Source organism: Microbacterium sp. 22296, assembly GCF_052045385.1.
In the GTDB taxonomy this organism is placed as follows: domain Bacteria; phylum Actinomycetota; class Actinomycetes; order Actinomycetales; family Microbacteriaceae; genus Microbacterium.
Genome location: NZ_JBQEOS010000004.1, coordinates 62,275 through 87,468, shown reverse-complemented (window position 1 = coordinate 87,468; position 25,194 = coordinate 62,275). Strand labels below are relative to the sequence as shown.

The window sequence follows — 25,194 nt, the reverse complement described above, 5'->3', positions numbered from 1 at the left end:
CGAGCGGATCGCGTGATCTCGGCGTGGGGCGATCGATCAGACCCGACCGCGCGCTCGCAGGCCGGCGACGATGAGGTCGAGGCCGAAGGCGAAGTCGTTGCTCGCGAGCCCCGCGGCACCGACGTCGCCGTTCGTCGCACCGTGGGGCGCCGCGCCCTCTTCGCGCGCTCCGACGCTGTCGTAGTGCAACCGCTGCTGCTCGTGCCAGACGAAACCGAGCACGTAGTGCAGCACCGTCGTCGCGCTGCGGCGCGCGGTGTCGGCGTCGAATCCGTCTGCGGCGACCGCGGTCGTCAGCCGGTCGTGCGCGAGAGAAGAGCCCAGGCCGAGAGCGAGAGTGCTGGACACGACCTCGGCGCCGTCTCGGTAGGCGAGCATGGCCTCGCGCAGGGCGCCGGCCTCGGTCCGAAGATCCACCGCGGTACCGGATGCCATCCGCGCCACGATGCGGTCCGACAGCTCGGCGAGCAGCGTCTGCTTGTTGGGGAAGTGCCAGTACAGCGCGCTGGGCTGCACCTCGAGGGCGGTCGCGAGCCGCCGCATCGTGAGGTCGGGGAGGCCGTGATCGTCGAGGATCCGCAGCGCGGTGCGGGCGACGTCGTCGGCGGAGTGTCCGCGAGGAGCCATGGTGTGAGTATAGTGAACGCCGTTCAGGTGAACAGTGTTCAGGAAGGACTCTCATGCGTACAGCCGATGCCACCGACCTCGCCCGCATCGCCGTCTTCGCCGCGCTCATCGCGGTGCTGGGGCTCCCCGGCAGCTTCCCCGTGTTCGGCGGGGTGCCGATCACGGCGCAGACCCTGGGGGTGATGCTCGCCGGCGCGGTGCTCGGCCCCTGGTTCGGGGCGCTGTCGGTCACCGTGCTGCTCGCGCTCGCGGCGGTGGGGCTGCCGGTGTTGGCCGGAGGACGAGGGGGGATCGGCGTCTTCCTCGGACCCACCGCGGGGTACGCCCTGGGCTGGATCCTCGGGGCGATCGTCATCGGGCTGATCGTGCACGCGGGCGGACGTCGCCCCGTCGTCTGGCGCACCGCGCTGGCGATGCTCGCCGGCGGGATCGGCGCGATCTACGCCCTCGGCATCCCGGTCCAGAGCCTCGTCACGCGCCTGCCGCTCGCTGAGACGGCTCTCACCAGCCTCGTCTTCGTGCCCGGCGATCTGCTGAAAGCCGCGGTCGCCACGGTCGTGGCGACGACCCTCGTCAGGGCGTACCCGCGCGGTTTCCGGCGCGAATGGAGCGCACCCGCTCCGGGACGGCGACCGGCCGAGGTCGCGGTCGACGCGTGATCCGGTGCGCCGGCGTCGGTGCGCACCTCGGACAGCGCGAGGTGCTCCGGGGCGTCACCCTCGACCTGGACGCGCGGACGATCGCGGTCATCGGCGACAACGGCTCGGGCAAGTCGACCTTCGCTCGACTCGTCGCCGGCCTGGTCCGCTCCTCGGTCGGCGAGCTGCGCGTGCTCGGACTCGATCCGCACCGGGATGCCGCGGAGCTCCGCCGCCGCGTGGCGCTCGTGCTGAGCAACCCCGACGCGCAGATCGTCATGCCGACCGTCGCCGACGACGTCGCCCTCTCGCTGAGGGCGGAGCGTCTGCCGCGCGAGGTGCGCGATGGTCGGGTCTCCGCGGCGCTCCGACGCTTCGGTCTCGACGGGCTCGCCGATCGTCCCTCGCACGATCTCTCGGGGGGCCAGAAGCAGCTCCTCGCGCTGTGCGGCGCCTTCGTCCGTGCGCCGCGCCTGGTCGTCGCCGATGAACCCACCGCCTTCCTCGATGCGCGAAACGCCCGCCTCGTCGCCGATCACCTGCTCGCCGACACCGGGCACGCGCTGCTTGTCATCACTCACGACCTCGCCCTGGCGCGCCGCTGCGAGGAGGCCGTGCTCTTCGCCGAGGGGCGGGCCGTGGCATCCGGAGCCTCCGCCGAGGTCGTCGACGCGTACGCTGCGGCCGTGGCGTGCTGAGCCTGTACCGCCCCGGTGGCGGGTGGATGCACCGGATGCCGGCGGGCCCGAAACTCGCGTGCCTGACCCTCGTGGCCCTGGTCCTCGCGGCGCTGCCCTCGACCTGGGCGACGGCTCCCGTCGCGGCGGGGGTGTCGTGCGTCCTGTATGCCGGAAGCGGCATGGGCGTGCGGGCCGGCTTCCGGGTCCTCGGATGCCAGGTGGGGGCGCTCCGCTGGGTCATCGTCGTCACGGCTATTGGGCAGCTGCTGTTCCTCGGTCCGGAGGCCGCCGCCGCCAACACGGCCCGGGTCGCCGCCGCTCTGCTCGTGGCGGCACTCGTTCCGCTGACGACCCCCGTCGCGGCGATGCTCGACGCCCTCGAGCGCGGGCTGCGGCCCCTGCGTCGGGTCGGTGTCGATCCGGCGCGCATCGCGCTGCTGTGGACGATCGCCCTGACCACGATCCCGGTGCTGTCGAAGCTGGCCGGCGATATCCGCGATGCTCAGCGTGCGCGAGGCGTGCGGCCCTCCCTCGCGCACGGCGCACTGCCGTTCCTGGTGGTGACCCTGCGTCACGCCGACGATCTCGGCGACGCCCTCGCCGCCCGCGGCATCCGCTGAGCGCCGCCGTCCCCCGCCCCCCCCGAGATCACCGGTCGGCGCGAGATCACCTCTCGTGCGGGTGCGCGGACGCGTGATCTCGTGCCGGACGTGTGACCTCGCGCGCGCCGCTCTCGCGCCTGAAGAGGCTCAGTCGCGGGCGGCGCGACCCGCCGCGAACCCGTCGGAGTACGCCTCATCGGCCCCCTGGCGGAACATGTCGCGGGCGGGGTCCCGCACGATGGAACGGGCCCCGGGCAGATCGAGGTCGCCGACCAGGTCGCCGCGGCCGCGCACGATCGCGACGGGGCGGCGCGACGCCTTGCCCTTGACGAGGTCGGTAGCGGCGGCGATCTCGTCGGCCACGCACGGCAGGGTCACCACGAGGGGGCGGCCCTCGGCATCCGTCGTCCCGCGGAGGTCCTCGAAGACATGGATGCCGGCGGCCCCGATCGCGTGATCGGTCTGGCCCTCGCGCCACGCGCGCCCGAGCGTGTCGGTGATGATGACGCCCACGCGGGCGACGGCACGCAGTCCCTCGGCGAGACGCCGGGCCGACGCGTCGGGGTCGACGGGCAGCAGCAGGACGGTGCCCTCGGGGGTGTTGCTGGCGTCGACGCCGGCGGCGGCCGAGACGATCCCGAGGGGGTTCTCGACGATGCGCGTGACGTGTCCGGTGGGGGAGGTCCGGGATGCCACGAGACGCACGGTCTCACGCGTGATCGCGTCTTCTCGGTCGTCGGCCTGGATGATCCGGCCCTCGGCCTTCGACACGATCTTGCTCGTGACGACGACGATGTCGCCGTCCTGCAGCGGGTCGACCGAGGCGTCGAGGATCACCCCGACGAGGTCGTCTCCCGGGGTGATCTCACGGATGCCGTCGAGGGCCCAGACCTGCAGCACGTCAGCGGACGAAACGCACCTCGGTGAGCTCTTCGCCGAGGAAAGGCTCCACGTGCGAGGCGCCGTCGAGCGAGAAACCGTTGCGCGTGTAGAAGCGGTGGGCGCGCGGGTTGTCGTCGGCGACCCAGAGGTACAGGCCCTCGCCGTCTTCGACCGCGGCGTCGAACAGTTGCTGGCCGATGCCGGTGCCGTGATGCGCGTCGAGAAGGTAGATGAAGTACAGCTCGCGCTCGCGCGGTGCGTCGTCGTCACGGGCGGGGCCCGAGCCGACGAAGCCGACGATCTCGCCGTTCACGAGCGCGGCGTGCATGCGGTAGTCATCGCCCTGCGAGGCCCAGTGGGTCCACAGCTCGGCCATGCGTCGGGGGGAGACGGCCTCGAGGGCCGCTTTGCTGATCAGGTGGTCGTACGTCTCGTGCCAGCAGGTGGCGTGCACGCGGCCCAGGGCCTCGGCATCCACGTCGCGCACCGGACGGACGACGATGTCGGTTCGGATTTCCGCAGTCATGGCGCGACTCTACGCGCGGGATCGGCCTGGGTGAAATCCGGCGAAAGACCCCTCCCGATGCGCTAATGGACGCGTCGGCAGGCGTCGGCTCCGGATGCCGCGACGCGCGCATCCAGCCCCTTCGTCGGGTGTCCACGACACGCCGTCGGCGGTGGCGACCCGCGGCGTTTTCTGGACACTCGGCACCTGCGGACGCGACCTGGGACGGCTGAGAACCCGGTGGTCTTGTCGATCAAGGACAACCCGATGGCCGATCCGTCGTCGGATCGCTACGCTCGCACCTCGTGAACGTCCTGTGGCGCACCCTCCTCGTGCTCTTCCGTGCCCGCCGTCGCCTGCGTCGCGAGGGGCCCCTCGATCCGAACATGGTGACCCGGATGCCGATCCGCGTGCTGCCCACCGACATCGATCTGCTCCGCCACCTCAACAACGGACGGTATCTGTCGCTGTTCGACCTCGGTCGATGGGATCTGCTGACGCGGACGGGCCTGGTGGCGGCGATGACGCGGCAGGGCTGGTACGCCGTGGTGGCGGCCGAGACGATCACCTTCCGCCGCTCCCTCGAGCTGTGGCAGCGGTTCGACCTCGAGACGCGCCTGATCGGCCACGACGACCGCGCGGTGTACCTCGAGCACCGCGCACTGGTGGGCGACGAGATCTACGCCCGCGCGATCATCCGCGCGCGGATCCTGCGCCGCTCCGGCGGCACGGTGCCCCACGACGAGTTGTTCGCCGCGGTGGGGCGCCCCGAGGGGCTGCCCGACATCGAGCCGTGGGTGCACGACTGGGCCGACGGCTCGTCGCTGCCGTCGACGAAGCGGCCGGCGCCCAGCGTCTGGGAGTAGTCGTCCGGGGCGCCCCGCGGCCTCGGAGGGAGAGCGGCGCCGCGTGGCCGGGCGATAGCCGGGTCAGCGCCCGAAGCGCGCGTCGAGCCAGGCCACCTGCCGCATCCAGTGGCGGTATCCGCCCCCCTCGTGGCCGTTGTACGGGTACTCCTCGATCGCGGCATCTTCGGACGCCACCGCATGGAACGCCGCGAACACCCCCGACGGCAGGACGACATCGTCCATGAACGCGACCGAGAAGTAGGCCGGCACCCGGATGCGGCGCGCGAGCACCGCACCGTCGACGTGCGACAACGTGTGCAGCACCCGATCGGCCTCGTCGCGGTGCACCGCGAGGAAGCGCGTGATCTCGGTGAACGGCGCGGAGGGCGTGCGCACGATGGCGTTCGGGAAATCGCAGAGGAACGGCACGTCGGGCATGACGGCAGCCACCGCTTCGCCCGAGAGGGCCGCGGCGGCGATCGCCAGACCCCCGCCCTGGCTCACGCCGGTGACGGCGATCCGGTCGGCATCCACCCCGGGCAGCGCTCGTACTTCGTCGACCAGGCGGACCGCGTCGGTGATGAGCCGGCGGTAGTAGTACTCGTCGGGGTCCAGGATGCCGCGGGTCATCACGCCCGGGTACGCTGCGGCCGACCCGTGCGGGTCGGGGGTCGCTCCCACGCTCCACGCGGAGCCCTGGCCCCGGGTGTCCATCACCACGTGCACGTAGCCCGCCGCCGCCCAGTTCACGCGCTCGCCGGGGAGTCCTCGCCCGCCGCCGTAGCCGATGTACTCGATGACCGCGGGGAGCACCTCCTCGCCGTGCGGACGCACCACCCAGCCGCGGATCTCATCTCCGTCGAATCCCGTGAAGGTGAGGTCGGACACGTTCAGCGACCGCACCGGCGCCGCGACGGGTGCGACGCGGGTCGGACCGGCGGCGGCACGCGCCGCGGAGAGGGTCTCGGTCCAGAACGCGTCGAGTCCGACGGGTTCGGCGAGATCGGGGTGGTACGCGCGCAATGCCTCGATCGGCATGTCGGTGAAGGTCACGGCCATGGACACCGACAGTAGCGTCCCCGCGCGATCGGGCACCCGGTCGCCACGCACCCGGGGCGACCCCGATGACGCCCCGACCGCCGGGACGTCCTCCTGACGAGGTCGCTCCCGTGAGCGCGATGACGCCCCGACCGCCGGAGAGGCGGCCGGGGCTTCGGGTACCCGCGGGGGATCAGCTGGTGAGCAGGCGCAGGCCGTAGGTCTGCAGGATCTCGTTGACCGGCTGGAAGTACGTCGTGCCGCCGGTGGTGCAGTCGCCCGAGCCGCCCGAGGTCACACCCTGCGCCTGATTGCCGGCGAGCAGCGAGCCGCCCGAGTCGCCCGGCTCGGCGCAGACGCTCGTGCGGATGAGGCCCGAAACCGAGCCTTCGGCGTAACGCACGGTGGAGTTGAAGCCCTGGATCTGCCCGCAGTACCAACCGGTGGTGGAGCCCGAACGGCACACGGTCGCGCCCACGGCGGCCTGCGTCGAGCCCTTCACCGCGACGGTGCCACCGGAGTAGTCCATGACCTGCCCGACGGGGGTGTGGTTGGGCGTGGCCACCCAGGCGTAGTCGTTGCCGGGGAAGGACGAGCCGCGGAAGGTGCCGTAATTCGTGCTGTCGCCGGTGACGCCGCAGTGGCCGGCGGTGACGAAGCCGCCCTGCACGGCGAAGCCGACGGAGCACCGGCTGGCGTTGTTGATGAGGTAGGACATACCGCCGCGGATCGTGGCGAACGTCTCGGGGGCCTCGACGCCCGTCTGCACGCGGACGGCATCGGCCGGCGCGTCGAGCGAGGCGACGAAGTCGGTCGCGGCCTGCTCGCCGCCGGCGACGACGTCGACGACGACGTCGTTCGCCTCGACGTCGATCCACCACGAGGGGATCGTGTCGGGAACGTCGCTCGTCTCGATCTGCGCGGTGATGGCCTCGAGCTCGGCGAGCGAGTACTCGGCGGCGACGGGCACGGCGCCCGCGTCGGAGGCCGCGGTCAGAGCCGAGTCGGTGGTCGCCGCGGCGTACACCGTCTGCGTGGACTCGTCGAGCCAGGTGCCGGCGAATGCGTCACCGGCGGCGTCGGCGACTTCGTCGGCGGTCCCGGCCGCATCGGCCTGGAAACGCAGCACGTCCTGTGCGCCCGAGACGTCGGTGCCGAGGTCGGCCGCCATCGCTTCCAGCAGCTGCGCGTCGACGCCGTCGACGGCCGCATCGGGGGATGCAGTGGGGGTCTGCGCCAGCGCGGGAGCACTGGCGGCGGTGGTCAGGAACAGGCCGATCGCGGCAGCGCCGACGACCGTCTTCGAGAAACGGTTCACGTGGAGTGACCTTCCATCCAGGGGGGATAAATGGTGGGGTACCCACGGCTATCGAAACACGAGAGGGCCGAAATGCGAAGGAATTCCTGCTAATTGATGGTTACAGTCCAAAAACTGTCGGTCATTTGGGGGACAGGCCGTCGCACGTCTCTCGGCGTCGATCCTCGACGTGCGCGGCGGGCCGCCGACGTGGCGCGGGCGCGGTGCTTAGGCTGACGGGCATGAGCACGAACGACCCTCGCGTCACCGGTCCAGCGCTCTCCTCCGACCTGGGATCACGGGCCGCCGCCGAGATCCGGACGTTCTCGGCGCGCGTGGAAGCCCTCGCCCCCGCGCACCGCGGCGCCCTGCCGACCGACCCCGACGCCGCGGCCTTCGTCGCTCGGGTGTGCGACGGCGTCGTCCGGCCCGAGAGCGTGACGGCTGCGGCGGCGGCACTGCATCGCCTCGCCACCGAGATCCCGTCGACGCTGCCCTGGTTCGTGCGCGGCGCCCTGCAGATCGGGGCTGCCGTCGCCCCGGTGCTTCCCACGCCGGCGGTGCCGATCGCCCGCCGTGCCCTGCGCGAGCTGCTCGGCTCGCTCGCACTCGACGCGCGTCCCGAGCGACTCGGGGCGGAGCTCGCCGCGGCCGCCGAGAACGGGGCGATCCTCGACGTGCGCCTGACCGGGCCGGCGGTGCTCGGTGAGACGGGCGCGCGGCGGCGCCTCGACGGCATCCGTTCCCTCGTCTCGCGTGAAGACGTCGATCGCGTGTCGTTCGCCCTGTCCGAGGTGTCGGTGCGGCGGGCTCCCTGGGCCTTCGCCGCCGATGTGGAGCATGTCGCCGAGCGTGTGCTGCCGGTGTTCCTGGCCGCCCGCGCTGCGGGAACGCACATCACGCTCGTGGCCACCGGTCGCGATGACCTGGATGCCACGATGTCGGTGCTGACGCGTGTGCTCGAGGAGCCGCGGCTCGAGGGTCTGCGCGCCGGTATCGCTCTGCCGGTCGCCGTGGCCGAGACGATCGACGCCGTGCGCGAGCTCGCCGCCTGGGCCCGGGTGCGCGTCGCCCAGGGCGGTGCGCCGTTGACGCTCCGCCTCGGCGACGAGGCCGTCGACACCTCCGAGGTGCTGGCCGCCGCGCGCCACGGGTGGACGCCCCCCGCGCCCACTTCGCGCGACGAGGTCGACGCGGGCCTCGTGCGGGTCGCGCGCGAGGCCGTCGCGCCGCGCGGCGTCGAGGGCCTGCTGCTCGAGATCGCCACGGTCGACCCCGAACGCGCGGCCCTCGCCCGCGCCCTCGCCGCGGAGGCGACCGCCGAGGTGCGACTCGTGCTCCCGCGGGCGACGCCCTGGACGCCCGATGTCGAGCACGTGATCACCGTGGCCGTCGTGCATCCCGATGATCTGGATGCCGTGGCCGGTCGCCTCGCCTCGGAGTACGCCGCGGCGGTCGCCGCGGCCCCCGCCCTGCCCCCGGCGGCACCCCCGGTCGCCGATGTCCCGGTCGCCGATGTCCGGGTCGCCGAGGACGCCGACGTCGAGGGAGCCGACGTCGAGGGCCCCGCCGTCGAGGGCGCCGACGCCCAGGGCGCCGACGGCGAGGATCTCGTCACGGGCACCGCCGCGGACACCGACGGCGACGCGATCGACATCGACGAGCCGGAGACCTCGGCCGTGTCCGCGCGGGCGCGTCGGGCCCTCGCTGCCGCCGACGGGCCGACCCCGATCGCCCGCGGCCCGCAGCGCCGAGGCGAGGACGACCCCGCGATCCTGCGCGACCGCGCCGCCGACGACCCCGCCGAGCCCGGGCTGACGCAGGCGGTGCTTGGCATCGCGCGTGAGGCGGCGGCATCCGGGGACACCTCCTCGCTCGGACCCGACGTGCAGCAGATGCTCTTCGGCGGGCAGCCCTTCGTCGACACCGCGGTGTTCTCGGCCCGGGAGAGCGCCGAGCTCGCCGGCGGGGCACCCGGTTTCCGGAACGTCGCCGACACCGACCCGACCGTCGCCGACGACCGCGAGTGGGCGACCGACGTGCTCGCGCGCGTGGCCGCGTCCACGGCGGGGGACGCGACGGCCGCGGCCGGACGCATCGACGACGAGGAGGGGCTCGATGCCGCCGTGCGGCGCGTGCGCGAGGCCGCCGAGCCCTGGGGTGCGTTGGCGGCAGCCGACCGCGCGGCCGTGCTGCAGAGCGCGTCCCGGACCCTCGCCGCGCGCCGCGCCGAGCTCATGGAGGTGCTCGCGGCCGAGGGCGGGGCGCTGCTGGCGGAGGCCGACGCCGAGGTGAGCCAGGCGGTGGACGCCGCCGCGTACTACGCCGCGACCGCGAAAGAGCTCGACCGCGTGCCGGGAGCCGTCTTCCTCCCCGACCGGGTGAGTGTCGTCGCCCCGCGGTGGAACGCCCCGGTGGGCCTGTGCGCCGCCGAGACGATCGCCGCGCTCGCCGCGGGGTCGGGCGTCCTGCTCACGCCGTCACCCCGCGCCCGGAGGGCCGGGGCGGTCGTCGCCGAAGCGCTGTGGGCGGCGGGGATCCCCCGCGACCTGCTCGTCTACGTCGATATGAACGAAGAGGCGTCGGGGCGCGCGTTGGTCGCGCACCCCGGTGTCGACCGCGTGCTGCTCGCGGGGGCTCGCGCGACCGCCGAACGTTTCGCCGCCTGGCGCCCGGCCGCGAAGCTGCAGGCATTGACCGCCGGGCGCAACGCCGCGATCGTCGCGCCCTCCGCCGACCTCGACGCCGCGGTGTCGGACATCGTGGCGGGAGCCTTCGCGCGGGCGGGGCAGGCGGCGACCGCCGTGTCGCTCGTCATCCTGGTGGGAGCGGTCGGCCGGTCGACGCCGTTCCTCGAGCAGCTCGCCGACACCGTCTCGTCGTTGCGAGTCGGACCCGCCGACGATCCGTTGTCCGACATCGGCCCGCTCGTGGCGGAGCCCGTGGGCGAGGTCCGCCGGGCACTGACCGTGCTCGGGGAGGGCGAGCGCTGGCTCGTGGAACCGCGCGAACTCGACCTCGGTGCCGAGACGGCCGGGCGGTTCTGGTCGCCGGGCGTGCGCACGGGGGTCACCGCGGGTTCGCACCTCACCCGGGCCGCCGTCGCGGCTCCCGTGCTGGGAATCCTGCACGCGCCCACCGTGACCCGGGCGATCGAGCTGCAGAACGCCATCGGTTCCGGATTCGTCGCGGGACTGCACACGCGCGACATCGGCGACCTCGAACTCTGGCTCGACACCGCCGAGGCCGCGGTGCTGCGCGTCAACCGTCCCTCGACGGGCGGGGTCGTGCAGCGCGAGCCGCTCGGCGGCTGGGGAGAGGCGTCGGTGGGTACCGGCGCGATGTCGGGCGGGCCGAACCGCCTGGTGACCCTCGGCTCGTGGCGGCCGTCGACGGGCGGCGCGTCGTCGTCGACGCTGCACCTGCGCGGGCTCGACAGCCGCATCGCCGCCCTCATCGAGGCGGCCCAGCCGACCCTGTCGTACGAGGCGTTCGAGTGGCTCCGTCGCGGGGCGCTGTCGGACGCCGTGGCGTGGGACCGGGAGTTCGGCCGCGTCACCGACGTCTCGCGTCTTCGGGTCGAGCGCAATCTGCGCCGCTACCGACCGGCCGACGTCGCGGTGCGCGCCACCGGCGATGCGGCCTGGCAGGCGGTGCTGCGCGTGCTCGTCGCGGCGGTGCGCTCGGGCTCGACGTTCACGCTCAGCACGCCCGTGGGGCTCCCCGCGGCCGTGCGCCACCTGCTCGGTGAGGCGAACGTCGCGGTCTCGGTCGAGAGCGACACGGAGTGGTTGCAGCGCCTGGCGGGTGGTATCCCGGATGCCGACCCGGCCGGCGCCCTGGTCTCGCCGATGCGGCCGCAGCGTATCCGTCTGGTGGGCCCGGCCGAGACGGTCGTCGCTCTCCGCGCGGCGGTCATGGAGACCGTGGGGGCCGACCTGTCGCCGACCGTGTACGCCGACGAGGTCACCACCGCCGGTCGCCTGGAGCTGCTCCCGTTCCTGCGCGAGCAGGCGGTGTCGATCGCCGCGCACCGCTACGGCCGCCCCGACCCCTGGTCGGCCGCCGTCATCTGACGCCCCGCGCCGCGGCGCCGGTGCCGCGCGGCCGGTGCCGCTTCGGAGCGCCCGCACCGCACCGACACCCGAACGCACTGCGTCGGAGCGCCCCGCCCCGCTCGGCAGCACACTCGGCAGCGCCGCTCAGCGCTCGACCGTGGTCTGCGTGAGGAGGGCGATCTCCTCCTCGGTCCACCCGTGGTCGACGCGGAGGGTGTCCTTCAGAGCCGTCGCCGCTCCCGTCTGCGACAGCCCCGCGCCGCCGAACACCGCCACCGAGCCGGAATCGATGGCCGCGGCAGCCTCGCGCACGTCTTCGACCAGCTCGCGGAAGCGCGGCAATCGGCCGGCGTCGCCGGGTCGTCGGCCCGGCACGATCACGAGCACGGCGGACGACCCCGCGGCCGCCAGGAGACTCTCCCGACGCACGGCGAGCCAGAACGTCGAGATCGCACCGGTGACAGCGACGATGACGACGACTCCCACCGCGATGGCGACCGTGTCGGAGAAGATCCCGCCGGCCGCGCCCGCGTCGTCCCGGACGACGACCGCGGCGATGGCGGTCCCGCGGGCCGCGCAGTACAGCGAGTACACGCACAGCGTCCCCGCGAGCACGCGGATCGACGCCCGCCGCGCTTCCCGGGAGGAGAGGGCCGCCGCCGCGCCGCACACGCCGACGATCGCGAATGTGAACGCCTGCACGACGACGGCCTCGAGCGCCGGGAGCAGGAACGAGGTCGTCGCGACCACGACCACACCGGCCCCGGCGACCAGGGTGGACCAGAGGGTCACCCGGGTGGGGCTGAGCGAGTGGACGGCCAGGGGGATCATCGCGGGTCCCAGGACCATCAGGGCGTTGGCGACGGCGAACGCCGCGGACCCGCCGACGTTGACCCAGACGAGGTAGATCGCCGATGCGCCGACCTCGGCGACGCCGGCGATCGCGGCGTACTGCAGCGACCTGCCGGGCGGACAGTCGCGGCCGACGAGCAGCAGCCCCACGAGCAGCAGGGCGCCGGTCGCGATGAGGCACGTCACCGACAGCACCATCACGGACGCCACCATGGGCCGACCCCCTCACCGCGTGTGCGGACGACATGACGGTATTGCGGCGTGCGAAGCCGCCGCAAGCCTCGGAGCCCACCGCGATCGCGCTGCGGCGTACCCGGCTCGCCTCTCGTGCGGAACGCCCCCGTCGGCCGCATGCGGACCGCCGGTCTCGACGGCTCCCCTGACGCGGACCCGCCGGCGCATGCCCGCCCACGCGGAACGCCCGCCCCCACGGCATCCGGAGGGATGCGGCGGGAACGGGCGTTCGCGGGGAGCGGGATCAGACGAGCTGTGCGCGACGCTCCGCCAGCTGGTCGAACGAGGCGAACGATTCCGCGATCGGGCTGCCGGTGAAGTGACCGACCCAGCCGTCGTCGTCGTGGAAGAAGCGCACGCTGACGTAGTGGGGCGAGGTGCCCATGTCGAACCAGTGCGTGGTGTTCGCCGGCACCGAGATCAGGTCGCCCGCCTCGCAGTACACCGCGTGCACCTTCTCGTTCGCGTGCAGGTAGAAGACCCCGGCGCCCTTGGCGAAGTAGCGGTCCTCGTCGTCGTCGTGGGCGTGCTCCGACAGGAACTTCTCGCGGAACGGCGTCTTCAGCTCGTCGTAGTCGGCCTGCGCGGGGTCGAGGGCGACGACGTCGACGAGGGTGTAGCCCTCGCGCTCCTTCACCTCGCCGATCTCGTCGGCGTACAGCGCGAGCACCTCGTCCTGCGAGGCGCCGGCGGCGACGTCCTTGACCTCCCAGCGCGAGAAGCGGGCGCCGAGCTCGGCGAGGGCCTCTCGGATCTCGCTCTCATCGGTGGTCTCGAGCACGGGCGTGCTCGGGTCGGTCTCTTTCCAGACGGTCAGCAAGGTCATGGCCGCTCCTTTCGTTGGGGTGGGGAGGATGGATGCCGGTGGCTCAGCGCGTCGCGACGGTGAAGCGCAGCAACCACTCGGTGATCTCGAGGTGACGACGGGCCGCTGCCACGTCGCTGCCCCAGGCGTACATGCCGTGGTTCGCGACGATCAGCGCCGGAACCTCGGGTACCTCCGCGGTGGCGGGACGGTAGACCTCGTCGAACCAGCCGGCTTCGACGGTCATGTCCTGGTGGTTGCGGATGACGGGGATGGTCACGGTCTCGTCGTCGGCGAGATGGCCGATGCCCTTGAGCATCTCCATGTCGCGGATCTCGACGCCGTCCGGCCACCGGTGTCCGGCGACGACCGCGTCGAACGCGTGCACGTGGAACACCGCGTTCGCGCCCGTTCGCGCGGCGATGTGGGCGTGCAGACCCGACTCGGCCGACGGGGGGCGCTGCTCGTCGGGGTCGATCGCCTCGCCGTTCGCGTCGATGAGCACGACGTCGGCGTCGGTGAGCAGCGACTTGTCGAGGCCCGAGGCGGTGACGGCGAGCACGAGCGGGTCGCGGTCGACGACGACCGAGAGGTTGCCCGAGGTGCCGCGCATCCAGCCGTAGCCCGAGAAGCGCGAGGCCTCGGCCGCGAGGGCGGCACCGGCTGCCCGCACCAGATCGCGGGAGGGGAGAACGGTCATCGGGTCACCTCGATCGCGTCGAAGGATGCCACGGCGGGGGCGGCGAAGGCGGTTCCGGCCCACGGCTCGCCGACGCGGTCGAGGGCGATCACCTGCCAGCCGGCCGCGAGAGCCGCCGTCACCTCGTCGGGGTGGTCGGTGAGGAACAGCGCGCGCTCGGGGGCGACGTCGAGGGCGGAGGCGATCGCGTCGAAGGACGCGCGTTCCTTCTTCGGTCCGGCCTTCACCGTGTCGAAGAAGTCCTCGACGAGGGGGGTGAGATCGCCCTGCGGCGCGTGCCGGAACCACGGCACCTGCGAGGCGACCGAGCCGGAGGAGTAGACGGCGAGGCGGATGCCCTCCTCGTGCCAGGCGCGCAGGCGCGGCGGTACGTCGTCGAAGAACTGCGAGTGGATCTCGCCCGCGGCGAAGCCCTCGGCCCAGATGATCCCCTGCAGCGTCTTCAGCGGGGTGGACTTCACGTCCTTCGCCATCAGTCCGCGCAGCGCCTCGGCGATCTCGGCGTCGGAGGCGTCGGCATCCAGCCCCGTCTCGGCGATCGCATCGATGCGGGCCGTGCGAACGGCGTCGTCGTCGCGACCGAGCACCTCGTCCAGACGCGGGCGCGCGTAGTCGTAGAGGTCGCCGAGGATGAACCCGGCGGCGGACGTGGTGCCCTCGATGTCGAGCACGACCACGTCGGCGGTGGCGGTGGCGGTCATGAGTTCTCTTTCGTGTCGATGAAGGATGCCACGGCGGCGGCCGCGAGGCGGGAGTGCTCGACGACCACGTCGTCGGACGCCCCGGCGATGTGCGGGGTGAGCGTGACGTTCGGGAGCCGCAGCAGCTCGTCGTCGGGGCTGAGCGGTTCGTCGTGGAACACGTCGAAGCCGGCGCCGGCGATGCGCGCCTCGCGCAGCACCGCGACGAGGGCGTCGCGGTCGACGAGAGCGGCGCGGCCGGCGTTGATCAGATAGGCGTCCCGGCGCAGCAGCGCGAGCTCGCGCGCGCCGATCAACCCGGTGGTCTCGGGGGTGAGCGGCACGTGCAGGGTGACGATGTCGCTCGTGGCGAGCAGGTCGTCGAGCTCGAGGTGCGCGACGTCGTCGCCCAGGGCGCCGGGGGCGAGGAAGGGGTCGTAGACGGCGACCCGCATACCGAACCCCTGGGCGCGGCGCACGACGCGTCGACCGACCGCTCCGCCGCCGACGACGCCGAGCTGCCGGCCCGTGAGGCCGATCCCGCGGAACCGCGCGTACGGCTCGAAGACGTCGTCGGTGCTCCAGTTGCCCTCGCGCAGCCAGGCCGACGCCGCGGGCACGTGGCGCACGGTCGCGAGCAGCAGGGCGAGGGTGAAGTCGGCGGTCACGTCGGCGTTGCGGCCCGGTGTCGTGCGCACCTCGACGCCGCGCGCGGCGCACGCGGCGAGGTCGACGTTCGCGGGGTTGGCGCGGCAGGCCACGACGAGCGACAGGAGCGGGGCGGCTGCCAGCGCGGCGTCGTCGATGCGGTCGAGCTCGGCGATCACGACGTCGGCGGCCGCCAGAGCTTCTGCGAACGCGGGATCGGAGGCGGCGCGGTCACCGAGCGACTGGCCGGTCTCGGCCTCGGATGCCGTGACCACCTCGCCCGGGAGATCGGCGGCGATGCGCGGGTCGAACGGGGCGGTGATAACGGTACGGGTCATGCGGGAGTCCTCTCGGGGGCGGGGACATCGAGGGCGGGGTCGTCGAGGTGCGCGGCGGCCGCGCCCGCGTCGACGCGCTCGGTACCGGCGCGGTCGGCGTCCGCGGCTGTGCCCGCCGGGGTCGCAGACGCCCGGGTCGCGTCGTCGCCGGGAGCCGCACCGACCGCGGCCGCACCCGGGTGGGATCCGTCGTCGTCCGGCGTCACCCGACCGAGCGCGCGCAGCGCCGGCCACTCCGGCCGCAGCGCCGCCCGCACGCGGGCGAACACCTCTCGCGCCGACGACAGTGCGGCGGAGGGACGCGGGGCGAACTCGACCGCGTCGGCGGGGAAGACCCGCACCGCGGCCTCCAGGTCGACGGCGAGCCCCGCGGCCACCAGGGCCACGGTCGCCGCTCCCCGCGCTCCCACCTCGGGGTCGGTCGTGCGCACGATCGTGCGACCCGACACGTCGGCCAGCAGCTGGCACAGCAGGTCGCTGCGCGCGCCGCCGCCGCACACGGGCACGCGCTCGGCGGCATCGAGCAGGTCGAGGCACTCGGCGACCGAGAACGCGAGGCCCTCGAAGACGCTGCGCAGCACCTGCGCGGGAGTCGTCGTGACGTTCATGCCGACCCAGGATGCCGACGCCGCGGCATCCACGAACGGGGCGCGCTCGCCGCTGGGCGAACCGTAGGGCAGGTAGATCACCCCGCCGCTGCCGGGCGGCGCGGTGCGCGCGAGGCGTTCGAGATCGCTCCAGCCGCGGTCCGCGAGGCCCAGGGTGTCGCGCACCCAGTCGAGGTTGGGCGTGCCGACCATCGACGACAGTGCCTCGAGCACCTGGGTGCCGCGGCCGGTGGGGATCAGGATGCCGATCCCGCTGTCGGCGGCGGCGCGGTCGGCGCGGTTGACGGCCACGGTGGCGGTCGTGCCGAGCACGACCCAGCCGTCCTGATCGGCGAGGGCGCCGAGTCCCACGGGGCAGGCCGCGGAATCGACGAGCCCCGTGGCGACGGGGACGCCGGCCCGGAGCCCCAGCTCGACCGCGGCGGTGTCGGTGAGAGTGCCGGCGCTCTCGTGCGGAGCGCGCACGGGGGCGAGCAGATACGCGAAGCGGCGGTGCCCCAGCGCGTCGATCATCTCGTCGGAGTAGGCGAGGGTCGCCGGATCCAGGTACGTGCGCGACGCCTCGGAGGGGTCGGTGGCGACCACGCCGGTGAGCCGGTGACGCACCGCGTCCTTGCAGTTGAGGTGGTGGGCCGCGCGGGCGAGGGTCTCGGGCTCGGTCTCGGCGAAGCCGTCGAGGAGCACGGGGAGCGTCCCCGGGAAACTCGCCGAACCCGTGGCGGCGATCACCGCGGCATCCCGGCCGTCCTGCTGCCAGGCGGTCACGCGGTCGGCGCCCCGCCCTTCCAGCCACAGGGCGGCGGGGCGCACGGGACGTCCGTCGGCATCGATGAGCCACGCCCCGTCGCCCTGGCCGGTGACGCCGATCGCGACGACGTCGGGCCCGGCACTGCGGGCCTGCGACAGGGCCTGACGGACGGCGCCGACGACGGCCTCCCACACGAGGTCGATGTCGCTCTCGGCCGCCCCGTCAGGCGTGCGGACCACCGTGACGGCACGGTGACCGGCGGCGAGCGTGTCGCCCTCGAGCGAGTACAGCACGGCCTTGACCGCGGTGGTTCCCGCATCGATGCCCAGGACGGCGGGGGTCACGGGGTGCCGCCCGGGGTGGTGTCGGGGGTCTTCGCCACGGGCTTGCGCTCCGCCGCCGCCCGCGCGCGCTGCGCGACGGTGTACGCCAGCACGAGGGCGACCAGCAGCACGACGCCCTGCACCGCGGCCTTGACGTTGAAGTCGAGACCGAGCAGGTCGAGGCCGTTCGCGAGCACGCCGAGGAACAGCACGCCCACGACGGTGCCGGGAACGTTCGGCCGCGAGCGCGGGTGCATCGAGGCGCCGATGAAGACCGCGGCGATGGCATCCAGCAGGTAGCTGAAGCCCGCGAGGGGGGTGTACAGCCGGAGGGACGCGCTGAGCAGCACCCCGCCCGCCGCGCACAGCACGCCCGCACCGATGTAGACGAGCACCCGGATGCGGCGGGTGCGGAGACCGGCGACGACCGCCGCACGATCCTGCAGGCCCATCGCCTGGATGCGCACGCCCGCGGGGGTGCGGTGCAACAGGATGCCGACGCCCACGGCCGCGACCGCGGCGATGATCACCGGGATGCCGACACCCAGCACGTCGCCGGAGCCGAGGAAGGTGAAGCCCTCGGGGGCGGCGCGGAAGCTGACGCTCGCCCCTCCGTTCGTACCGATCTGCTGAGCGCTGCGGCCGATGAAGAAGGTGCCGAGGGTCGCGAGGAACGGCGTCACGCCGAGGCCCACGATGAGGAAGGCGTTGAGCGCGCCGATGAGCGCACCACCGAGGAGCCCGAGCAGGACGGCGACGGGCCACGGCATCCCGAACGACATCATCGACACGATCGCGAACCACGCGCCGAAGTCCACGGCGACCGCGGCCGACAGATCGATGCCGCCGGAGGACACCACCACCGTCAGGGCGAGGGCCACGAGCAGCAGGATCGCGACGCCGTCGAGCACGTTCAGCAGGTTGCTCGGACGCAGGAAGGCGTCGCTGGCGAACGAGAAGAACACGACCAACAGGGCGAAGGCGGCGACGAAGCCGTAGCGGGTGACGGTCGCGGCGGCGGAACCGGCGACCCCCGACCAGCGGGTGCGGGTGGCGGTGGTGCTCACGCGCGGGCCTCCTCGCTCTTGCGCGCTGCGGCGGCGGCGACGACGAGCAGGATCAGCACGCCCTTGAAACCGTCGACCCACGCGTTGGCGACGCGCGAGAGGATCAGGCCGTTCGACAGCAGCGCCACGAACACCGCGCCCAGCACGGAGCCGAAGACCGTGACCGTGCCGCGGCGGGTGAAGGCGGCTCCCAGGAAGGTCGCCAGGACCATGTCGACCATGAGGCGCTCGTCGATCCCCGGGCTGCTGCCCGAACCGCGCGCCACGAGCAGCAGCGCGCTGAGGCCCGCGACCACGCCCGCGATGACGAACGTCGACATGATGTAACGCCGGGTCGGGATGCCGGCGAAGGTCGCGGCATCCCGGTTGCCGCCGACGGCCTGCAGACGCCGGCCGTACGGGGTGCGCGCCATGACGAAGACGAGCACGGCCGCGACGACGAGCATGAGCACGGCGGCGAGGGGGATGCCGGCGATCCGGGTGTCGCGGACGGCGACGATGAGCGGGTCGGTCACATCGATCCGGCGGTTGCCGCTGACCACGCGCGTGATGCCGACGACGGCGACGTACACGGCGAGGGTGGCCAGGATCGACGACAACCCGACCCACCCGACCAGTACCGCGTTGAGAAGACCGAACACGGTGGTGACCACGATGCCGAGGGCGAAGGCGACGGCGAACGGGGTGCCGTACGTGGTGAGTTGATCGCTCACGATGGCGGTGGCGAGCGCCGCGGTGGCGGGGATCGACAGATCGATCCCGCCCACCACCACGTCGTCGCCGCCGCCGATCACGACGATGGCGAGTCCCATCGCGACCAGCGCCACGGGCGCCGCTTGCGTGAGGCTCGCCGTGACGTTGGCGATGCCGAGGAAGCCCCTCGCCGAGACGGCGAGGTAGACGGTCATCGCGAGCACGACCAGAAGCGGCCCGCGACGCGCCAGCAGGCTGCGTACGCGCGGGGCGAGCGCGGTGCGTTCCACGGTCAGGGCGCTCATGCGGCATCCCCTTCGGTTCGTTCGGAGGAGGCGGCGGCACCGGTGCTCCCGGTCACCAGCGCGCTCAGGTGCTCGAGGGTCAGACCCTCGGTCGTCACCTCGTGCGCGACGCGCCCGCGCTCCAGCACCACGACGCGGTCGCTGAGACCGAGCACCTCTGCGGGGTCGGTCGAGACGATCACGACCGCCGTCCCGGATGCCGCCAGCTCCGCCAGCAGACGGTAGATCTCCTGCTTCGCGCCGATGTCGACGCCCACCGTGGGTTCGTCCAGCACGATGACCCGGGCGCCGGCGGCCAAGCTTCGACCGAGCACGACCTTCTGCTGGTTTCCTCCGCTGAGCAGGCGGGTCTGCACGCTCGTGTCCCGCGGGCGGATGTCGAGGCGTTCGGCGAGGCCTTCGGCGCGCGTGCGCGACGCGACGTCGTCGAGGAGTCCCGCGCGGGTGCCCTCGGCGAGGGTGGAGAGGGTGAGGTTGCGCTGCGTGGAGAAGTCGAGCACGACACCGTCGTGGCGGCGATCGCGGGGCACGAGCACGACACCGGCCTCGAGGGCGGCGGCCGGGCTCGACGGTCGGAACCGGCGGGCGAGCAGCGACAGTTCGCCCGCGTGGCGGTGCAGCCCCACGAGGGCCTCGCCGAGTTCGGACGCTCCGGAGCCGAGCAGGCCGGTGAGACCCAGGATCTCGCCCGGGCGCACGTCGAGGTCGACGCCGTGCACGACGGCGCCGACCCGCAGGCCGCGCGCGCGCAGCACCGGCTCGGTCGTGACGACCGGACGACGCGGGGGGTAGAGGTCGTCGATCTCGCGTCCGATCATCAGGCGGACCATCTCGCGGCCGCTGTCGGGTCCGACCGCCTCGATGCGGCCCACGTCGAGACCGCCGCGGAGGATGGTCACGCGATCGCAGATGCGCGTGACCTCGCCCAGATAGTGCGAGATGTACAGGCTCGAGATGCCGCGTTCGCGGAGGCGCCCGATGATGCCGAGCAACTGCTCGGCCTCGGCGCTGGCGAGCGGGGCGGTGGGCTCGTCGAAGACGATGAGGCGCGTGTCGTCGTCGACCAGTGCGCGGGCCACCTGCACGAGCTTGCGCTCGGCGGGACCGAGGTCGCGGACGAGCCGGGTGGGGGAGAGCCGGATGCCGAGGACCTCGTGCAGCACCTCGGTCACGCGGGCCTTCATGGCGCGGCCGCGGAGCACCCCGCCCGCGCTCCGCTCGTTGCCGAGCCAGACGTTCTCGGCCACGGTCATGTCGGGCACGAGCTGCAGCTCCTGATGCACGAACCGGATGCCGGCCGCGTGGGCGTCGGCGGGAGTGAGCCTGTCGGCATCCGTCCCGCCGATGACGACCGTGCCGCCGTCCCGCTCGTAGATGCCGGCGAGGATCTTGATGAGCGTGGACTTGCCTGCGCCGTTCTCGCCGACGAGGCCGTGCACCTCGCCCGGGCGCACGTCGATCGAGGCGCCCCGGAGAGCCGGGACGCCCGCGAACGCCTTCGTGACGCCGGTCATACGCAGCACCGGCGTCACGAGGGGGGAGGAGCTTTCGGTCACTGGGTGTATCCCAGCTCCTTCGCGACCTTGGTCGCCTCGTCGGGACCGGCGACCGGGATGGTGTCGACGTAGCTGACCTTCTCGACCTCTTCGCCGAGGAAGTACTTGCCCACGTTGTCGGCTGCGATCGTGGCGATCTTGCGGGGCAGCTGCGCGATGTTGCCGACGAACGGGCTGTTCGGCTCGCTCATGATCTCGAGGGTGTCGGGGCCCGCGTCGAAGGCGGTGACCTTCACATCGGTGCGGCCCGAGTCCTCGATCGCCTGCACCACGCCGATGGCCGGCTGGTCCCAGCACGCGACGTGGATGTCCTGGATCGTGCCGACCGGGTACTTCTCCAGCAGCGCGAGGGTCTGCTGACGCGCGTCGTCGGGGGCGTTGGCGAACTGCTCGGCGAGCTCGGGCTCGATCAGCTTGATGTTCGGGTAGTTCGTCGACAGCTCGTTCTTCCACGCGTCGTAGCGCTCGCCGCAGAACGACAGGCTCGAGCCGAAGGCGTTGAACACGGCGATGTTGCCCTCGCCGCCGAGGGCGTCGCCGGTGATCTTGCCGAGGGCGGTGCCGCCCACCTCGTTGTCGGACTGGGCGTTGTTGACCGCCCACTCCGAGGCGTGGTCCACACCGAAGACGGGGATGCCGGCGTCGTGCAGCTGCTGCAGCTTCGGGTCGACGGAGGCGTCGCCGAGGATCGTGATGACCGCGTCGACGTTCTGGGCGAGGAAGATGTCGTGGTTCTGCGCGTGCAGGGTGTTGTCGCGGTTGCCGTCGGTGGTGAGCGGGGTGCCGCCGAGCTTGGTGACCTCGTCGACAGCGCCCTGGAAGGCCTCGCGGTCCCAGAAGTGCTGCGTGCCGACGACGGCGATGCCGATGGTCTTGCCCGCGAGCGGCTGGCTGGCGTCGACGCCCTCGCCGTTCGGCGCCGAGGCGTCGGACGAGACGGTGCTGCAGCCGGCGAGGGCGAGGCCCGCCGCGACGACGATCGCCGGAAGGGCGTAGAGGGACTTTCTCACGGTGGGCTCCTGTGGGGCCGGTGGGCGCTCGCGTCGGTGCGCGCGTCGCCGCGGATGCTGTGTGGGTTCCGCCGGGTGGCGGTGCTTTCAGCGTAGGGAGTGCCCGAGACAACGTTCGACCCGGCCGTCACACGATGACATGAAACCGGTCCACCCCGGGCGCTCAGTAGGATTCGCCCGTTCCCCCGAGCCGAGGAGACTCATGTCCGCACTCACCCGTCGCGTCGTCACCGTAGGGCTCCACGTCGCCGACGTGCTCGGCCGCTACGTCGACGCCATCCCGCCCGGACAGGGCCTCGCGCTGCTGGACGAGATCCGTCTGACCGTGGCCGGCACCGCCGCCGCGACCGCCGTCGACCTCGCGCGCCTGGCGGTTACGGTGGCGACGGTGGGCGCGGTCGGCGACGACGCGCTGGGCGTGTTCCTGAGATCGACCATGGCGGGGGAGGGCGTCGACGTCACGGGGCTGGTGGTGCGGCCCGAGCGCCCGACCTCGGCGACCATGCTGCCGATCCGCCGCGACGGCAGCCGTCCGGCCCTGCACGTGATCGGGTCGAACGCCGCGATCCGCGCCGACGACCTGGCATCCATCGATCTCAGCGATGTCGCGGTGCTGCACCTGGGCGGCACGTGTCTGCTGCCCGGCATCGACGGAGCGCCCAGCGTCGAACTCCTGCGCCGCGCCCGTGCGGCGGGCGTGGTGACGACGATGGACTTCATCCCGACGGGGGCGTCGGCGGACCGCGACGCGGTGCTGCCCTGCCTGCCGTTCGTCGACTACCTCTTCCCGAGCGAGGAGGACGCGCTGTCGTTCGCCGGCGCCTCCACCCTCGACGAGGCCATCGCCTTCTACCTGGATGCCGGCGTCTCGACCCTCGTGATCACCCGCGGCGCGGCGGGCGTGAGCATCAGCACGCGCACGTCGCGCGATATGCGGCTGCCGGCATATGCCGTCGACGTCGTCGATACGACGGGCTGCGGCGACGCGTTCAGTGCGGGCTTCATCTGGGGGCTGATCGACGGCGCGGACGTCGCCGAGGCCGCGGAGCGCGGGCTGGCGTGCGGCAGCCTCGTCGCCACGGGTCTGGGCTCCGACGCGGGCCTGCACACCGCGGCGGACGTGTCCCGGCTGCGGGCGGAGGGCGTGCGCGGCCCGGTGTGAGCCGGCATCCGGGGGCAGCGCTGTTGGCGCGCCCGCGCACACGCGTGCGAGAATGGCCACGGCGTGCTCGGACCGACCTTTCCCCGCACGGCGCACACGCGCCGCCGGGTTCGAAGGGCCACCGGGCCCCAGGACAGCGTCCGCCGCACCTTTCCTCCGAGGAGCAGAGATGTCCGCTACCCCTACCGCCGCCACCGCCGAGGCCACGTCCACCGAGCGCGTGCAGCAGCACCGTCGCTACCTGATGTGCCGGCCCGCGCACTTCACGGTGAGCTACAGCATCAACCCGTGGATGGAGCCCTCGCGCCCCACCGACACGAACCTCGCCCTGCAGCAGTGGCAGTCGCTGTACGACACCTACACCTCGCTCGGGCACGAGATCGAGCTGATCGACCCGGTCGAGGGTCTGCCCGACATGGTCTACACCGCCAATGGCGGCTTCGTCATCGACGGTGTCGCGTACGGTCCGAAGTTCCGCTTCCGCGAGCGCGCGGCCGAGGCTCCGGCGTTCATCGACTGGTTCGCCGCCAACGGCTTCGAGGTCGCAGAGCCCGTCGAGGTCAACGAGGGCGAGGGCGACTTCCTGCTCGTGGGCGACACCATCCTCGCCGGTACCGGGTTCCGCTCGACCGGTGACAGCCACCGCGAGGTGGGCGAGGTGTTCTCCCGCGAGGTCGTCTCGCTGACCCTCGTCGACCCGCGGTTCTACCACCTCGACACCGCGATCGCCGTGCTCGACCCGGTCGAGGGCCCGGGCGGGGTCGAGAAGGCCAACATCGCCTACCTTCCCACCGCGTTCGACGAGCGCAGTCAGACGATCCTGCGCGAGCGCTACCCGGATGCCATCCGCGTTTCCGACAGCGACGGCTCCGTCTTCGGTCTCAACTCCGCCAGCGACGGCAAGAACGTGATCATCTCGCCCCGCGCCGTGGGCTTCGAGGCGCAGCTGCGCGAACGCGGCTACACCCCCGTGATGGTCGACCTGTCGGAGCTGCTGCTCGGCGGCGGCGGGATCAAGTGCTGCACGCTCGAGCTGCGCGGCGGTGCCCGATGAGCACGACCGTCGACACGCTCGGCGAGCGTCTCGTCGCCGAGGAGGGCGCCCACCTCGCCCACAACTACCACCCGCTGCCCGTCGTCGTCTCGCGCGCCGAGGGCGTGTGGGTCACCGACGTCGAGGGCAAGCGCTACCTCGATCTGCTCTCGGCCTACTCGGCGCTGAACTTCGGCCACGGGCACCCCGCGATCCTCGCCGCCGCCCGCGAGCAGCTCGACCGCCTCACTCTGACCAGTCGGGCGTACCACAACGACCGTCTCGGCCCGTTCGCCACGGCGCTGTCGCAGCTGTGCGGCAAAGACCTCGTCCTGCCGATGAACACCGGTGCCGAGGCCGTCGAGACCGGCATCAAGGTCGCGCGCGCCTGGGGCTACCGCACGAAGGGCATCGCCCCGGATGCCGCGACCATCATCGTCGCGAACGGCAACTTCCACGGCCGCACGACGACGATCGTCGGTTTCAGCGACGACCCCGTGGCCCACGACGACTTCGGTCCGTACGCGCCCGGTTTCGTGCACGTGCCCTACGGCGACGCGGATGCCATCGCCGCGGCGATCGACGAGAACACCGCCGCCGTGCTCATCGAACCCATCCAGGGCGAGGCCGGCGTGGTCATTCCGCCCGAGGGGTTCCTCCGGCGGGTGCGGGAGATCTGCACGCAGAACGACGTGCTCTTCATCGCCGACGAGATCCAGTCGGGTCTCGGCCGCGTGGGCGAGACGTTCGCGTGCGATCGCGAGGGCGTCGTGCCGGACGTGTACCTGCTCGGCAAGGCGCTCGGCGGCGGCATCCTGCCCCTGTCCGCCGTCGTCGCCGACGAGGACGTTCTGGGCGTCATCCGCGCGGGCGAGCACGGCTCGACCTTCGGCGGCAATCCGCTGGCCGCGGCGGTGGGCCTGCGCGTGGTCGAGATGCTGGCATCCGGTGAGTTCCAGACCCGCGCGAAGGCGCTGGGCGCGCACCTCGAGCCGGCGCTGCGGGCGCTCATCGGGCACGGGGTGACCGCGGTGCGCATCGCGGGCCTGTGGGCCGGCGTCGACATCGACCCCGCGTACGGCACCGGCCGTGAGGTCGCCGAGAGGCTGCTCGCGCGCGGAGTGCTGGTGAAGGACACGCACGGCCAGACGATCCGCATCGCCCCTCCGCTGACGATCCGCGCGACCGAGCTGGATTGGGCCGTCGAGCAGCTGAAGCACGTGCTCGCGGCCTGACCGCCCTCGCCATCGCGTGAGG

23 protein-coding genes are annotated in these 25,194 nt (G+C 72.9%); 8 read left to right on the top strand and 15 right to left on the bottom strand.

What is annotated here, in order from left to right; all coding sequences use genetic code 11:
• Nucleotides 1-36: 36 nt before the first annotated feature.
• Nucleotides 37-627, bottom strand: coding sequence for a TetR/AcrR family transcriptional regulator C-terminal domain-containing protein (locus ACTJJP_RS09565; RefSeq protein ID WP_440774784.1), 591 nt, complete (start codon nucleotides 625-627; stop codon nucleotides 37-39).
• Between the two features lie 53 nt (nucleotides 628-680).
• On the opposite strand from ACTJJP_RS09565, the gene ACTJJP_RS09560 reads away from it, so the two are divergent.
• The 3 genes from ACTJJP_RS09560 to ACTJJP_RS09550 are packed head-to-tail and all read left to right on the top strand — an operon-like array spanning nucleotide 681 to nucleotide 2,565.
• Nucleotides 681-1,286, top strand: coding sequence for a biotin transporter BioY (locus tag ACTJJP_RS09560; protein WP_440774783.1), 606 nt, complete (start codon nucleotides 681-683; stop codon nucleotides 1,284-1,286).
• On the top strand, nucleotides 1,232-1,963 hold the full coding sequence (locus ACTJJP_RS09555) for an energy-coupling factor ABC transporter ATP-binding protein (RefSeq protein ID WP_440774782.1): 732 nt from the start codon (nucleotides 1,232-1,234) through the stop codon (nucleotides 1,961-1,963). The genes ACTJJP_RS09560 and ACTJJP_RS09555 overlap by 55 nt, the downstream gene beginning before the upstream one ends.
• Complete coding sequence (locus ACTJJP_RS09550) at nucleotides 1,957-2,565, top strand: energy-coupling factor transporter transmembrane component T family protein (RefSeq protein WP_440774781.1); 609 nt, start codon at nucleotides 1,957-1,959, stop codon at nucleotides 2,563-2,565. The genes ACTJJP_RS09555 and ACTJJP_RS09550 overlap by 7 nt, the downstream gene beginning before the upstream one ends.
• 129 nt (nucleotides 2,566-2,694) lie before the next feature.
• Here ACTJJP_RS09550 and cofE read toward each other — a convergent pair whose 3' ends face one another.
• Entirely contained in the window at nucleotides 2,695-3,447 is a 753-nt protein-coding gene (gene cofE, locus ACTJJP_RS09545) for a coenzyme F420-0:L-glutamate ligase (RefSeq protein ID WP_440774780.1), read from the bottom strand.
• Between the two features lies 1 nt (nucleotide 3,448).
• Nucleotides 3,449-3,955 carry an N-acetyltransferase family protein gene (locus ACTJJP_RS09540; protein ID WP_440774779.1) on the bottom strand — a complete coding sequence of 169 codons (507 nt, stop codon included), beginning with the start codon at nucleotides 3,953-3,955 and terminating at the stop codon, nucleotides 3,449-3,451.
• Nucleotides 3,956-4,239: 284 nt separating this feature from the next.
• Here ACTJJP_RS09540 and ACTJJP_RS09535 point away from each other — a divergent pair, with 284 nt between their 5' ends.
• Entirely contained in the window at nucleotides 4,240-4,800 is a 561-nt protein-coding gene (locus tag ACTJJP_RS09535) for an acyl-CoA thioesterase (RefSeq protein ID WP_440774778.1), read from the top strand.
• 63 nt (nucleotides 4,801-4,863) lie between these two features.
• On the opposite strand, the gene ACTJJP_RS09530 is transcribed toward ACTJJP_RS09535, so the two are convergent.
• Together ACTJJP_RS09530 and ACTJJP_RS09525 are read right to left on the bottom strand one after the other, a co-directional pair.
• Nucleotides 4,864-5,841 carry an acetylxylan esterase gene (locus ACTJJP_RS09530; protein WP_440774777.1) on the bottom strand — a complete coding sequence of 326 codons (978 nt, stop codon included), beginning with the start codon at nucleotides 5,839-5,841 and terminating at the stop codon, nucleotides 4,864-4,866.
• A gap of 172 nt (nucleotides 5,842-6,013) precedes the next feature.
• A complete protein-coding gene (locus ACTJJP_RS09525) occupies nucleotides 6,014-7,138 on the bottom strand; it encodes a S1 family peptidase (RefSeq protein WP_440774776.1) in 1,125 nt (374 codons plus the stop codon).
• A gap of 221 nt (nucleotides 7,139-7,359) precedes the next feature.
• On the opposite strand from ACTJJP_RS09525, the gene ACTJJP_RS09520 reads away from it, so the two are divergent.
• On the top strand, nucleotides 7,360-11,193 hold the full coding sequence (locus ACTJJP_RS09520) for a proline dehydrogenase family protein (RefSeq protein WP_440774775.1): 3,834 nt from the start codon (nucleotides 7,360-7,362) through the stop codon (nucleotides 11,191-11,193).
• Nucleotides 11,194-11,319: 126 nt separating this feature from the next.
• Here the strand turns inward: ACTJJP_RS09520 and ACTJJP_RS09515 are convergent, their stop codons facing one another.
• From ACTJJP_RS09515 to ACTJJP_RS09470, 10 genes are all read right to left on the bottom strand, one after another.
• Nucleotides 11,320-12,240 (bottom strand): hypothetical protein, encoded by a 921-nt coding sequence (locus ACTJJP_RS09515; RefSeq protein ID WP_440774774.1) that lies wholly within the window; start codon nucleotides 12,238-12,240, stop codon nucleotides 11,320-11,322.
• A 265-nt stretch (nucleotides 12,241-12,505) separates the two neighbouring features.
• Nucleotides 12,506-13,087: a 1,2-dihydroxy-3-keto-5-methylthiopentene dioxygenase gene (locus ACTJJP_RS09510; RefSeq protein ID WP_440774773.1), complete on the bottom strand. Its 582-nt coding sequence runs from the start codon at nucleotides 13,085-13,087 to the stop codon at nucleotides 12,506-12,508.
• A gap of 43 nt (nucleotides 13,088-13,130) precedes the next feature.
• Nucleotides 13,131-13,766, bottom strand: coding sequence for a methylthioribulose 1-phosphate dehydratase (gene mtnB, locus ACTJJP_RS09505; protein WP_440774772.1), 636 nt, complete (start codon nucleotides 13,764-13,766; stop codon nucleotides 13,131-13,133).
• Nucleotides 13,763-14,467 (bottom strand): acireductone synthase, encoded by a 705-nt coding sequence (gene mtnC / locus ACTJJP_RS09500; RefSeq protein WP_440774771.1) that lies wholly within the window; start codon nucleotides 14,465-14,467, stop codon nucleotides 13,763-13,765. Before mtnC ends, mtnB begins: the two co-directional genes overlap by 4 nt.
• On the bottom strand, nucleotides 14,464-15,432 hold the full coding sequence (locus tag ACTJJP_RS09495; protein ID WP_440774770.1) for an NAD(P)-dependent oxidoreductase: 969 nt from the start codon (nucleotides 15,430-15,432) through the stop codon (nucleotides 14,464-14,466). Before ACTJJP_RS09495 ends, mtnC begins: the two co-directional genes overlap by 4 nt.
• A complete protein-coding gene (locus ACTJJP_RS09490) occupies nucleotides 15,429-17,132 on the bottom strand; it encodes an FGGY family carbohydrate kinase (RefSeq protein WP_440774769.1) in 1,704 nt (567 codons plus the stop codon). Before ACTJJP_RS09490 ends, ACTJJP_RS09495 begins: the two co-directional genes overlap by 4 nt.
• Nucleotides 17,129-18,178, bottom strand: coding sequence for an ABC transporter permease (locus ACTJJP_RS09485; protein WP_440774768.1), 1,050 nt, complete (start codon nucleotides 18,176-18,178; stop codon nucleotides 17,129-17,131). Before ACTJJP_RS09485 ends, ACTJJP_RS09490 begins: the two co-directional genes overlap by 4 nt.
• Nucleotides 18,175-19,176: an ABC transporter permease gene (locus ACTJJP_RS09480; protein WP_440774767.1), complete on the bottom strand. Its 1,002-nt coding sequence runs from the start codon at nucleotides 19,174-19,176 to the stop codon at nucleotides 18,175-18,177. The genes ACTJJP_RS09485 and ACTJJP_RS09480 overlap by 4 nt, the downstream gene beginning before the upstream one ends.
• Entirely contained in the window at nucleotides 19,173-20,732 is a 1,560-nt protein-coding gene (locus ACTJJP_RS09475) for a sugar ABC transporter ATP-binding protein (protein WP_440774766.1), read from the bottom strand. The genes ACTJJP_RS09480 and ACTJJP_RS09475 overlap by 4 nt, the downstream gene beginning before the upstream one ends.
• Entirely contained in the window at nucleotides 20,729-21,742 is a 1,014-nt protein-coding gene (locus ACTJJP_RS09470; RefSeq protein ID WP_440774765.1) for a sugar ABC transporter substrate-binding protein, read from the bottom strand. The genes ACTJJP_RS09475 and ACTJJP_RS09470 overlap by 4 nt, the downstream gene beginning before the upstream one ends.
• Nucleotides 21,743-21,944: 202 nt before the next feature.
• Between ACTJJP_RS09470 and ACTJJP_RS09465 the strand changes: the two genes are divergently transcribed.
• The 3 genes from ACTJJP_RS09465 (at nucleotide 21,945) to rocD (ending at nucleotide 25,172) form a co-directional block, all read left to right on the top strand.
• Nucleotides 21,945-22,904: a carbohydrate kinase family protein gene (locus ACTJJP_RS09465; protein ID WP_440774764.1), complete on the top strand. Its 960-nt coding sequence runs from the start codon at nucleotides 21,945-21,947 to the stop codon at nucleotides 22,902-22,904.
• 169 nt (nucleotides 22,905-23,073) lie between these two features.
• Complete coding sequence (gene ddaH, locus ACTJJP_RS09460) at nucleotides 23,074-23,958, top strand: dimethylargininase (protein WP_440774763.1); 885 nt, start codon at nucleotides 23,074-23,076, stop codon at nucleotides 23,956-23,958.
• A complete protein-coding gene (gene rocD, locus ACTJJP_RS09455; RefSeq protein WP_440774762.1) occupies nucleotides 23,955-25,172 on the top strand; it encodes an ornithine--oxo-acid transaminase in 1,218 nt (405 codons plus the stop codon). The genes ddaH and rocD overlap by 4 nt, the downstream gene beginning before the upstream one ends.
• Nucleotides 25,173-25,194 lie beyond the last annotated feature (22 nt).